The organism is Alteromonas sp. LOR, assembly GCF_000753865.1.
In the GTDB taxonomy this organism is placed as follows: Bacteria; Pseudomonadota; Gammaproteobacteria; order Enterobacterales; family Alteromonadaceae; genus Alteromonas.
In genome coordinates this window covers 639,647-652,123 of record NZ_JQFW01000015.1, presented here as the reverse complement: position 1 = coordinate 652,123, position 12,477 = coordinate 639,647, and the positions used below count along the sequence as shown (strand labels likewise).

General features: G+C 45.1%; 12 protein-coding genes. 6 read left to right on the top strand and 6 right to left on the bottom strand.

Annotated elements, in window-relative coordinates:
- Positions 1–28: 28 nt before the first annotated feature.
- The 6 genes from JV36_RS0108215 to pspA form a co-directional block, all read right to left on the bottom strand.
- Complete coding sequence (locus tag JV36_RS0108215) at positions 29–1,039, bottom strand: fumarylacetoacetate hydrolase family protein (protein ID WP_032094454.1); 1,011 nt, start codon at positions 1,037–1,039, stop codon at positions 29–31.
- A gap of 234 nt (positions 1,040–1,273) precedes the next feature.
- Positions 1,274–2,830: a transcriptional regulator TyrR gene (tyrR, locus tag JV36_RS0108210; RefSeq protein WP_032094453.1), complete on the bottom strand. Its 1,557-nt coding sequence runs from the start codon at positions 2,828–2,830 to the stop codon at positions 1,274–1,276.
- A gap of 243 nt (positions 2,831–3,073) precedes the next feature.
- On the bottom strand, positions 3,074–3,874 hold the full coding sequence (phhA, locus tag JV36_RS0108205) for a phenylalanine 4-monooxygenase (protein WP_032094571.1): 801 nt from the start codon (positions 3,872–3,874) through the stop codon (positions 3,074–3,076).
- A gap of 190 nt (positions 3,875–4,064) precedes the next feature.
- Positions 4,065–4,514 carry an envelope stress response membrane protein PspC gene (gene pspC, locus JV36_RS0108200; protein ID WP_032094452.1) on the bottom strand — a complete coding sequence of 150 codons (450 nt, stop codon included), beginning with the start codon at positions 4,512–4,514 and terminating at the stop codon, positions 4,065–4,067.
- Positions 4,511–4,750 (bottom strand): envelope stress response membrane protein PspB, encoded by a 240-nt coding sequence (gene pspB / locus JV36_RS0108195; protein ID WP_032094451.1) that lies wholly within the window; start codon positions 4,748–4,750, stop codon positions 4,511–4,513. The genes pspC and pspB overlap by 4 nt, the downstream gene beginning before the upstream one ends.
- Positions 4,751–4,817: 67 nt before the next feature.
- Entirely contained in the window at positions 4,818–5,501 is a 684-nt protein-coding gene (pspA, locus tag JV36_RS0108190; protein WP_032094450.1) for a phage shock protein PspA, read from the bottom strand.
- 227 nt (positions 5,502–5,728) lie between these two features.
- On the opposite strand from pspA, the gene pspF reads away from it, so the two are divergent.
- From pspF to JV36_RS0108160, 6 genes are all read left to right on the top strand, one after another.
- Positions 5,729–6,898, top strand: a complete 1,170-nt coding sequence (gene pspF / locus JV36_RS0108185; RefSeq protein ID WP_032094449.1) for a phage shock protein operon transcriptional activator — start codon at positions 5,729–5,731, stop codon at positions 6,896–6,898.
- Positions 6,899–6,991: 93 nt separating this feature from the next.
- Positions 6,992–8,764 carry an ABC transporter substrate-binding protein gene (locus tag JV36_RS0108180; RefSeq protein WP_032094448.1) on the top strand — a complete coding sequence of 591 codons (1,773 nt, stop codon included), beginning with the start codon at positions 6,992–6,994 and terminating at the stop codon, positions 8,762–8,764.
- Positions 8,761–9,792 carry an ABC transporter permease gene (locus JV36_RS0108175; protein WP_032094447.1) on the top strand — a complete coding sequence of 344 codons (1,032 nt, stop codon included), beginning with the start codon at positions 8,761–8,763 and terminating at the stop codon, positions 9,790–9,792. The genes JV36_RS0108180 and JV36_RS0108175 overlap by 4 nt, the downstream gene beginning before the upstream one ends.
- A complete protein-coding gene (locus tag JV36_RS0108170) occupies positions 9,779–10,672 on the top strand; it encodes an ABC transporter permease subunit (protein ID WP_032094446.1) in 894 nt (297 codons plus the stop codon). Before JV36_RS0108175 ends, JV36_RS0108170 begins: the two co-directional genes overlap by 14 nt.
- A gap of 1 nt (position 10,673) precedes the next feature.
- Positions 10,674–11,669: a peptide ABC transporter ATP-binding protein gene (locus tag JV36_RS0108165; protein WP_032094445.1), complete on the top strand. Its 996-nt coding sequence runs from the start codon at positions 10,674–10,676 to the stop codon at positions 11,667–11,669.
- Positions 11,666–12,472, top strand: coding sequence for an ATP-binding cassette domain-containing protein (locus JV36_RS0108160; protein ID WP_032094444.1), 807 nt, complete (start codon positions 11,666–11,668; stop codon positions 12,470–12,472). Before JV36_RS0108165 ends, JV36_RS0108160 begins: the two co-directional genes overlap by 4 nt.
- The last annotated feature ends 5 nt before the right edge of the window (positions 12,473–12,477 follow it).

The window sequence follows — 12,477 nt, the reverse complement described above, 5'->3', positions numbered from 1 at the left end:
CCTCTACACATGTTAACGATTGATAGGTTTAGCGCAAAGGCTTAACTTGCTGCTCGATAGCACCAAAAATACTGACGCCACTGTCATCAAGCATTTCCATGCGAATACGATCGCCAAACTGCATAAACGGGGTGGTTGGCTTGCCATCTCGTATTGTCTCAATCATTCTCACCTCAGCAATACAGGAATAACCTACACCGCCTTCGCTGATTGCTGAGCCGTGCTCGGTGCCTTGCTTATTCGATACGGTTCCCGAGCCTATGATGGTGCCTGCACCTAAGTTACGGCTTTTAGCGGCGTGGGCAACAAGCTGACCAAAATCAAAAGTCATATCTTGTCCTGCTTCAGGCTTACCGAATAGCTCACCGTTGTAGGTCGAGCGCAACGGCAGATGTACTTTGTTATCTTGCCACGCATCACCGAGTTCATCAGGCGTAACCGCTACTGGCGAAAAGCTAGAGGCTGGTTTGGATTGGAAAAAGCCAAACCCTTTGGCTAACTCACCCGGAATTAGGCCGCGAAGGGAAACGTCATTTACCAGCATGATTAAGCGAATGCGTTCAGCGCCTTGCTCTGGTGTGCATGCCATAGGCACATCGTCGGTAACTACCGCAACTTCGCCTTCAAAATCTATTCCCCAGTCATCGCTTGGCAAAATGATATCGTCGTTTGGCCCAATGAAATCGTCAGAGCCACCTTGGTACATCAGTGGATCGGTCCAGAAACTCTCCGGTATCTCAGCACCCCGTGCTTTTCTTACCAGCTCAACATGATTCACATAAGCACTGCCGTCTGCCCATTGAAACGCTCTCGGCAATGGAGATTCACAGCGAGTTGAGTCAAATTGCACACTGTCACCGTCATTATCATTTAACTGCTCGTATCGGCTCTGTAGCTGCGGCGCAACTTCTTGCCAGTTATCGAGGGCATATTGCATTGTTGGCGCTATGTCTAACACGTCACACGCTCTAGACAAATCTCGTGATACCAACATAAGGATCCCATCGCGGGTTTCATTTTTATATGTAGCAAGCTTCATTCTTTTTTCCTCGATAAGCACTAAGTAAATTAGGGCACGTTTGCTTAAGTATAAGTACAGTTATGCCATTACATGTAGGGGAAAGAGAAGTGTGCACAGCCACAAGTTTTAATAAGCTGTAAGAAAGGATGTACGGGGCGTAAGGGAGAATTGCTGGCAATTGCCTGCTGACGCTAGCTGCAAGGGTGTTGTAAACTTATCACAACACACTTGCAACAACGAAAAGTGAGCGCTCTACAGTTTAACTGTCGCCTTATTAATGCCATATTCACGCAGCTTATTGGCAATGGCGGTATGACTAAGGCCCAATTTTTTAGCAAGCTGCCTGGTACTGGGATAGAACGGGTACAGACGCTTTAATAAGTCTTTCTCAAATTTCTTCACTTCTTCATCCAGCGTACCCTCAAAATTCTCATCAATGTAGGTAACGCTTGGGGCGCAGCTTGGAAGCTGAATATCTTCTTTGGTTATTTCTTTGCCATCGAGCAAGGAAAGCGCACGATAAAGGGCGTTTTGCAGCTGCCTCACATTTCCTGGCCAAGGATATTGCTGCAAAAAGTCGACGCAAGATTTACTTAACTTAGCAGGTCGTCGACCCAGCTTGGTACTGTGCTGCAAGATAAAAGACTCTGCCAGAGGAACAATATCTTGACGCCTATCTTTGAGCGACGGCATTACTAGGCTTAACACGTTTAAGCGATAATACAGCTCTTTTCTAAAGCGCCCCTCTTCTACCAGTTGGCCTAAGTCGCGGCAAGTAGTACAAATAAAGCGTACATCTACAGAGACAGGCTCCACATCCCCTACGCGTCTAAACTCACCGTCTTCAAGCACTCTTAATAGTTTTGCTTGCAGTTGCGACGACATATCAGCAATTTCATCAAGTAGTAAGGTGCCGCCCTTTGCTTGCTCGAGCAAGCCCACTTTGCCGCTAGACTGGTTGTAGGTTCCTGCTGCACAACCAAAAAGCTCAGTTTCTGCAACACTGTCGGGTAACGAGGCACAGTTTAATGCTAAAAATGCCCCTTCACTGCGACGACTTGATTGATGACAAGCTCGCGCGATCATCTCTTTACCTGTGCCAGTTTCACCGAATATGAGGATAGGTGCGTCTAAGTCCGCTACTCTTTTGGCTTCGTGAACTGCGCGTTTCATAAATGATGACTCTGTTACAAAACGATCGAAACTGTCTGTGGGCGACTGGTGAAATGCCGTGAACTGCTGGCCGAGGCGCATTTCGGATTTTAAAATGACCACCGCGCCAGCCATGATACTTTTCTTCTCTCCGTCCGCTACCGTAATAGGCAGCATGTCGGCCAGATAATCCTGCTGAATGAACTTCACCTTTGAAGATTGGGGGCCTGGACTTTTTCCATCCATCCACTTCGTAAAGTTAAACCCTTTAACAACCTCGGCAATCTCCATTCCGTCTATATCACTGGCAGGAAGCTCTAAGCCAGCACTTACTGCTTCATTACACAGTAAGATATTGCCTTTGGCATCAACAGAGAAAACAGGGTCTGGTAGCGTGCGTAGTATTGCTGAAAGCTGATTCTTCTCTCTTTCCCCTGGCATAAAAAGCGTGGTCTTGACGTCGTCTATACCGTCTATTCGACGAATTTGAGGCATGAGATGCTGGAAGTCTTCAAATTCTATATTAGGAAAATTGAGGAAGATTTTACCCACAGGGTCTATTTCGATTCCCCGAAGGTCTATTTCTTTAGTCACGAGAATATCCAGAACATCTTGGGCGATACCAAGGCGGTCCTGACAACTGATTTCTAGGCGCATAGGGTATGTATATTGTTGTAAAGATTTATGTACAAGATATCACACTTTTACAAAAAGATAACAAGATAATTGTTACTAAAGATTAAAAAACTGTGAGTTTGTAAACAGTGGGATACGAATTGGTGCAAATAAAAAAGGAGACTGAGTCGTCTCCTTTCTGCCAGATATACTTTTTATTCAGTATTTTGTTTATGCTTTTTTGTTAAGTATGCTTTTTCGCTTTTGTGCGACCGTTCACAAAAACTAGCCTGCCTTTTTCTCTTTTGGTTCGAACAAGGGTGCGAACAAACCAAGAGACTTCGCTTTTTCTACTAACGCCATAATATCCATTTCCGCTAATTCAAACAGATGGTCAAACTCTGGCAAAATGTAATACAGTGGCTGCATGATATCGATGCGATAAGGGGTTCTTAATGCGTCTGTAGCGGTGAGTGGCTTTCTTACTGGTACGTCGCTGTCTAGCGAATAAATAGTTTCACCCGGTGAAGAGAGAATTCCTCCGCCGTAAATCTTCAGCTCGTTCTTGGCTTTCACCAAGCCAAACTCAACGGTAAACCAGTAAAGGCGCGCCAAATAAATTCTATCTTCTTTACTCGCTGCCAGCCCTAATTTTCCGTAAGTATGCGTAAAGTGCGCAAACGCAGGGTTAGTCAGTAGTGGACAATGCCCGAATACTTCGTGAAAAATATCTGGCTCCTGCAGGTAGTCAAACTCTTCACGTGAGCGAATAAACGTTGCCACAGGAAACTGCTTATTTGCTAGCAGACGAAAAAACTCACCAAATGGAATTAACGCAGGTACTTCTGCGGTTTGCCAGCCGGTTCTCTCTAGCAATACACGGTTAATATCGGGTAATTGAGGAATGCAGTTTTCGCTCAAGTTAAGCAATCTCAAACCCTCGATGTATTCGTCACACGCGCGCTCTTTTACCAAGGGTATTTGTCTTGAATAAAGTTCTGACCATATTTGGTTTTCTTCTGTCGACCAGGCGATATGGCCGCTACCGTCAGATTCTCGCGATGCATATTGAGTTGTTTTTGGCATAACTTCTAAAACCAATGAGTTGCTAATTACGTGGACTGTAGTCTAACCAAAAACCGCTTTACGAGAAGCATTTGCCCCTATTGAGCCACTAAGATCACTGTAACAATGTTTTTACATCAAAATCTAACCCTATGATATAAATTAAAAAACCACCCATAAGGGTGGTTTTCAATCAGTACATTGGTCAGGCTTACAGTCGACTAATTTCTTTGTTCAACTGATACTCTTTTGACGTTACATAGGTTTCCATTTTACGTAATCGATTCTCTGTTTTTTCAAATCGATTTCTAATATCGTGAAAGGCTTGTTTTGGTGGTTCGCCAGCCTGCCACACCTTAGTCTTCACCTCGACCTTCGTTTCTTTTACCTGCCCACGGTTTGGGTTTGTCCAACCTTTACCCCGTGAAAAAGCTTGAGGCGTAGGCTGTGCGTTATCCAAATGCTTTGGCTTTTTGTCTAAAATAAACCACGCGGCAATGTAGGCGACAAAGATGAAAGGCCCAGCAAGAAGGAAGAAACCTGTGACAACTAAAATTCTCACTAACCATGTTTCTAAGCCGAAGTACTCTGCAACACCTGAACAAACACCCGCTATTTTTGCCTTTTCCGGGTTGCGGTAGAGCTGCTTACCGTTTCTCATGCTCTATTCCTCCACTCAGGAGCCTCGCTATCAAGAATCGCTTCTAATGTCTCAATACGCTCGCTCATTTTTTCCGCTTTATCGGCTAATGTGCTCAACGCTGCGTACTCTTCAGCACTTAATCCCTGATTGACTTGTTTCTTGCTGCGATAGTGCAAAATTAACCATATGGGTGCTACAAAAATTGTGAAAACCACTAGTGGCATTACAATAATTGCGATCATACCTTCTTCCATCTCGAATTCTCCTACAAACTCTGATCAGTCTGCTCCGCATAACGTCGGAGCAGCTCGTTATTTTTTATTATTCAGACTTTTCAGTATCTTTCTTGGCGTTTTGCATTTTTGCTTTCAACGCTGCTAATTCGTCGTCTACTTTGTCACCCGCTTCTAACTCTGCAAATTCATCTTGCAGCGACTTCTGACCTAAGTCATAAGATTCAACCTGCGACTCTAGGTCATCAATTTTGCGCTCGTATTGCTCGAACCGCCCCATTGCGTTGTCCACTTTGGTGCTGTCCAAGGTTTTCTTAACTTCAAGACGAGAGCTCGCTGTTTTCTGACGCATAATGATGGTCTTTTGACGGCTTTTGGCGTCAGCAAGCTTATCTTGTAGCTGGCCAATTTCATCCTGCAGTTTACTGATCTGAGCATCAACAATAGCCAATTCTTTGGTTAATGTCTCTGCTGCTTCTGCAGACTTTTTCCTCTCTTGCAGTGCCGCTCTTGCAAGGTCTTCGCGATCCTTACTCAGTGCAAGCTCTGCTTTTGACTGCCAGTCAGCTGCGTCACTTTCGTACTTCGCTATTTGACTGACAATATCTTTTTTATTGGCAAGGGTCTTAGCTGAAGCAGAGCGCACCTCTACTAACGTATCTTCCATTTCCTGAATGATGAGACGAACCATCTTTTCAGGATCTTCCGCCTTATCTAATAATGAGTTTATGTTTGAGTTCACAATGTCTGTAAAACGCGAAAAGATACCCATAATAATTACCTCTTAATGAAAATCTGGTCGTCATGTATTCTTGTGAAACTATGACTGACATATTGAATAATTCTGTATAGAAAAGTATTCAATATGCTTGCCAATCTGCTCAAACTCGTAAGTACCTAAATACAAAACCTTTTTTTAAATTTAAATAATGCTCGTTTATCAATTTTTTTTGTTCTACACTATTTATTAGTCGAAATGACTAACTATTGAGAGATTTAATGAGTCGATATCGCCAACAAGATAATTTGCTAGGCCAAGCAAATAGCTTTTTAGAAGTTTTAGAGCAAATTTCGCAAATTGCCCCTTTAGACAAACCCGTGCTAGTTATCGGCGAACGCGGGACAGGTAAAGAACTAATTGCTGCTCGCTTGCATTTTTTATCGAAGCGCTGGGACCAGAATTACGTCAAGCTCAATTGCGCTGCACTGAATGAAAGCCTTTTAGAAAGTGAGCTTTTTGGTTATGAAGCGGGCGCATTTACAGGAGCGGCTAAGCGTCGCGAAGGCCGCTTCGAAGTGGCTCATAACGGTACGCTTTTTCTCGATGAACTTGCAAACACATCAGGGCTTATTCAGGAGAAGTTACTTCGCGTAGTCGAATATGGCGAATTTGAACGTGTGGGTGGCAGTAAGTCGGTCAAAACTGATGTACGCCTTATTGCAGCGACAAATGAAGATCTCCCGGCCCTTGCTGATGCTGGCGAATTTAGAGCAGACTTGCTCGACCGCCTTGCCTTTGATGTTATTACTATTCCCCCTCTTCGCGAAAGAAGAGAAGACATCATGATGCTAGCTGAAAACTTCGCAATTAATATGGCTCGCGAGCTGGAAATGGAGCTTTTTAGCGGATTCACCGAAAAAGCCAAACGCACGCTACTCGAGTATGAGTGGCCTGGCAATATTCGTGAACTTAAAAATGTTGTCGAGCGCGCTGTATACAGAACGAATAACCCTCACCTGCCAGTGCATGAAATTGTACTCGACCCCTTTGAATCGGCGTTTAGGCCAAAAAATAGAATGCGAACGCAGGATAGAGTCTCAACGCAAGACAGAGCCTCAACGCACAACACAGCAAATAGCACAGCAAATAATGCAGCAAATGACACAGCGAACTCAGAAACACTGCCGCAGAATACAGGCAATGCTGCAGATGAGCAGTCTTTCCGAGAGCTTTCACCAAAGGTAGATTCTATTGCCGTTGACTACCCTATCGATTTAAAAGAGCGTTCACAGCAGTTTGAAATTGATATTATTAAGCAAGCGTTATCAGATAGTCAGTTTAATCAGAAAAAAACAGCAGAAAAACTCAGCCTAACGTATCATCAGCTTAGGGGTTACTTGAAAAAGTACAACCTGTTAGATTCATCTGCGCAGGACCTAGAAGCGTGAGCTTATAGACAGCTGCATAAGGCTTTATCCGCAAAGGCTGAACCGTAAAAACTGAATCACAAAGGCTGGGGCGTAAAAATTGAGGCAATTAAAATGATGAGCAGTGTTATAAAGCGCGTTGCTGTTTGCGCCGGCACGGCCTTGCTTGTGGTGTCCTGTGCAAAGCAAAACAAGCAGCCCTTTTACAATACTGGCGTAGTGTATTGTTCTGAAAGTAACCCGGTTACTTTTAATCCCCAGCTTGATACCTCAAGTACAACGTCAGATGCCACTTCCCATCAACTTTACGACCGACTACTTGATTTCGATCCCGACTCTGGCCGCATAGTGCCAAGTTTAGCAAGCAGTTGGTTGGTCTCAGAAGACGGTTTAACGTATGCGTTTCAACTGCGAAGAGACGTTGCGTTTCACACCACCGACTTTTTTACGCCAACCCGTACTTTTAATGCCAACGATGTCATATTCAGTATCGATCGTTGGAGACTTGAATCTCATCCATTTCACAACGTATCAAGCGGCAGCTATCCCTATTTTGAAAGCTTAGGTTTAGCAGACAACATTGCTGACGTAACGCGAGTGAATGGCTATCGCGTTGAAATTACTCTTAAGCGTCGAGACAGTTCATTTCTAGCCAATTTGGCCACTGACTTTGCCGTCATATTATCCGAAGAATATGCGGCACAACTTTTCGAACAAGGTAATCCTAGCCAAATCGATCAGCTGCCGGTTGGAACCGGACCCTACCGGTTTGATAGCTTTCGCAAAGATAGCTACATCAAATACCTCCACCATGAGGACTATTGGCGTGCTCTTGAAGGAGATGTAGCTGACAAATCTCTTGAAGACGAATCTCTTGAGGAAAGTAGTGATGGCATTTTGGCTAGCGACCGAGATCTTTCTGCCGAAGAGAATGTTGCGAACGGCGAAGACCTCAATCAAGCGACAGTTGAAAAAGCCCCAAGCGCTAGCGTAAAACAACTTATTTTTGATATTACTCCCCGTAGCTCACTTCGCCTGGCTAAGCTGATGACGGGAGAATGCGACGCTACTGCATTTCCTGCACAAACAGAGCTTGAAGTAATCAGGAATAGAGAAGATCTCACGTTAGCAGAAAAACCAGGACTGAATATTGGGTTTTGGGCCTTCAACACACAGCGGCCTCCTTTTGATAACCCAAACGTAAGACGGGCACTCGCTTTCGCTATCGATAAAAATACGTTGTTAGAGGCGGTGTATTTTGACAGTGCATCTCGTGCGAAGAGCCTGTTACCCGCCGCCAGCTGGGCTTATCAAAACGATGCAGACGATACGGCGTATAATCCTGTGCTAGCGCGAAGCTTGCTTGCTGAAGCCGGCATTGAGCCGGGCTTTTCAATGACGATTTGGGCTATGCCTGTAGAACGGGCCTACAATCCCAATGCAATTAAGATGGCAGAACTTATTCAGCGATATCTGCGAGAGGTGGGTGTTGAAGCCAACATAGTCACGTATGACTGGAAGACGTTTAGACGCCACCTACAAGAAGGTTTGCACGACTCGGTATTGATAGGTTGGTCTGCGGATAACGGCGACCCCGATAACTTTTACCGCCCTCTGCTTAGCTGCGGCGCTATTCCCTCAGGCACCAATAGGGCCATGTGGTGCGATGAGGATTATGATAGGCTTATTAACGAGGCATTGAAAACAGAAGACCTCGATAAACGACGGGCTATTTATCATCAAGTGAACAGACTCATGTATGAGCGACTTCCGCTGGTGCCAATTGCCCATGCCTATCGCTATCAAGCCTACAGAAATGAAGTTAAGGGAATGACCATTAATCCCTTTGGCGGTGTCCGTTTTGGTGGAGTTGAAAAAGTACTGTGATTCGGATTTTAGCACGCTACAGCATTCTCTTTGTCCTGACGCTTTTAGTGTTAGCCGTCATGTCGTTCTCGCTGGCCTATTTATTTCCTGGTGATGTGTTAGAAAACCTCACTGGCATTGTTCCTGCCAATGACGCTCAGCGTCTTGCTTTAGAACGTCAGTTCCGCCTTGACCAGTCTTATTTTATTCAGTTTTTCTATTACCTCTCTAACCTATTTGCGGGAGACTGGGGGTATAGCTTTACCTCGGGCATTGCCTTGAGAGATGAGATTGGCATAGCAATGCCCGCTACCATTGAGCTTGCCACTTATTCAATCATGATTGCCCTTTTTGTTGGTATTCCTCTGGGGTACTACGCTGGAATGCGCTGCTACTCAACTTCTGACTACATAATTAACACGAGCAGCATCACCACCTATTCTTTTCCTGTTTTTTGGCTAGCGCTCTTGCTAATTCTTGTGTTCAGTCTGCAATTAGACAAAGCGCCTCTTTCTGGTCGAATAAGTTTGCTATTCGATGTAGAGCCTGTAAGCGGCTTCATACTGCTGGATATTTTACTTTCTGACATGCAAAACAAAAGCCTGGCATTTAAAGATGCCCTGTCCCATTTAACCCTTCCCACCGTTGCTATTGGCGCAGTTTCAACCGCTTCCATGGTGCGAATAACTCGGCGCTCGGTTATTGATGCTAGGCATCAACCCTACATTGCTGCAGCAGTGTCTAGAGGATTGTCAGGTTGGCAGATTTTCTTTCGACACATTTTAAGAAACGCTTTGCTTCCTATATTGCCACTGATGGCAATTCAGATTACGACCCTTATAACCAACACAATGATCGTTGAGACACTATTTTCGTGGCCGGGAATTGGCAATTGGTTAATTCAGGCTATTTATCAGCGGGACTATCCTGCGCTACGAGTAGGCATGCTGTCAGTATCGACGCTGGTTATCACCCTTACCATTACGGTTGATATGTTTAATCGACTTATCGATCCTAGCAGAGAGAAGTACGAGCATGCCGCAATATAGTTTGTACGAAGAAGAATTTCACCCCTCGCCATGGCAGCGCACGTGGCGCGCGTTTAAAGAGAGTCACATTGCAATGGCAGGTGCTGTGCTGCTTTGCGTGTTTGTTGTATTTGCGTTGTTTGCTCCGTTGTTAACGCCTTATGGGGTTAATGAACAAAATATCGATGGCCTGTTAGTACCACCAAGTTGGACGGGTAATGGTTCAATTTCCCATTTATTCGGCACCGACTCCTTAGGGAGAGACCTCTTTACTCGCGTAATCTATGGGTGCCGAGTAACGCTAGGCTCTGCATTTATTACCGTGGTATTGGCCATGCTGGTTGGCGTAAGCCTCGGCGCTTTTGCGGGCATGCTTCGCGGCGTTCGTTCAAGTATTGCCAACCACCTGCCAGACGCGCTAATGGCAATTCCCACGTTACTTATCGCTATTATTATTGTGGCTATTTTTGGTACTGGACTGGTGAACAGCATGTGGGCAATTACTCTCGCGCTCATACCTCAGTTTGTTCACCACACCCGGAGCCTCGTGCGCACTGAAATGAAAAAAGATTACATTGTGGCGTCGAAGCTAGACGGTGCGAACAAATGGCAATTATTTACCTATTCCATTTTACCCAACATGACTGAAATGCTGGTAGTGCAAGGAACGATAGCGCTTTCTATCGCCGTTATTGATATTTCGGCACTGGGATTTTTAAACCTCGGAGCACAATCCCCGCTGCCGGAACTCGGGGCAATACTATCAGACGGACTGGATGTGACCTATTTAGCCCCATGGAATGTCGCGCTTCCCGGTATGGCAATTTTCTTCTTGGTGCTTTCAATCAATGTGGTTGGTGACGGTCTTCGCTCAGCCTTGAGAAAAAGGGTAAATCACTAAAATGCCAATGTTAGATATAAAAAACCTGACGCTAGAAATGCATAGTAGTGAGGGCACCATTAAAGCTTTGGATAAAGTCAATCTAACGGTGAGCACTGGAGAAATTCGCGCATTAGTGGGTGAGTCTGGCTCAGGCAAGAGTTTAATCGTATCTGCAATATGTGGGGCCCTGCCCTCAGAGTGGTCGGTTACCGCAGACAGAATGAGTTGGAATGGTGAAAATCTTCTCGGTATGTCTTCTCAACAACGTCGTGAGGTGATGAGACGGGAAATTGCGGTGGTATTTCAAAACCCGCAAACCAGTTTAGACCCCTCTGCAACGCTTGGTGAACAGCTAGAAGAAAGTATTCCCAGTGAGTTTATTCAGGGGCGATGGTTTTGGCAACGCGCTCAACAACGCAGAAAAATTGCTATCAGCACGGTACATAAAGTAGGAATAAAACATCACAAGCACTACTTAAGCGCCTATCCCCACCAAATTCCAAGCGATATTGGTCAAAAATTTATGATTGCCATGGCGCTGGTTTCACAACCTAAACTGCTCATTGCTGATGATCCTACACGTGGCATGGAGCCAACGACAAAGACACAAATTCTGAAGTTGTTCACTCGCTTAAATCAAACCCGGTCTCTGTCTATTTTATTTGTGAGTCACGACCTTCTTGCCATCGCCAGCATGTCGCATACGATGACGGTGCTATACGCAGGACAAACGGTGGAATCAGGTAAAATGAAGCATATTAAAAAGCGGCCGCTGCACCCGTACACAAAGGCTCTGCTTGATAGTGCCCCAAGCTTTAGGAAGGATTTACCGCCTAAGTCTCATTTGCCCACCATTGCTGGGTCAATACCCACCTTGCAGCATTTGCCTATTGGCTGTCGATTAGGTCCACGATGCCCCCGAGCACAACGTGCTTGCGTACAAACACCAGCAGTAAGGCGCATCCACGATCACAGCTACAGTTGCCATTATCCTTTGCATATGGAGAAACTATGACCGACGTTATGCAGGTAAAGCAACTTAGGTTTCTACACAATGAAAACAAGCGGTGGTTAAAACGGCCTGAAGTTTTTGAGCTTGGCCCCATAGACCTAACGGTTAAACGCGGAGAAACCGTAGCTATTATTGGCGAGAATCGTTCTGGTAAATCACTGTTAGCCAAACTACTTGTGGGCGCCGTTCGTGCTGACGAGGGCGAAATAGAAATTAATGAGCACAAGTATTTAGCCAAATATAAATCAAAAGACGGTCAGCGAAAGCGAACGCATGACATTCGGATGATATTGCAGCACAGTAACGAAACCATGAACCCTTCGGTTCCGGTGGGCCGTATACTCGATGAGCCTTTGCGATTGAATACCACGCTGGAATCTAACGAGCGTAAGAAAATCATTGAAGATACCCTCGTCAAAGTAGGATTGTTAAGAGAGCACTTCTACTTTTATCGGAATATGCTCTCAGACGGTCAGCAGCAGCGTATTGCACTTGCTCGCGCAATCATGCTCAAACCCAAAGTTTTGGTAGCAGATGAGCCTTTTGCCGCCCTTGATCCCTCTATTCGCTCGCAAACTGTCAATTTGATTTTAGAGTTGCAACAAGAGCTTGGTTTGGCGTTTATCTTTATTAGTCACAATTTGGGTATTGTGCGCCATATTGCAGATAAAGTTATTGTAATGGAGCGCGGTCAAATTGTTGAAGAAGGCAAAACAGAAACTATATTTCGTTGGCCCCAACACACTCGGACTAAAAAACTCGTGACTGCCTACCACTCTCTTGTGCCACAGCAAACCATTCGCTAATCAAT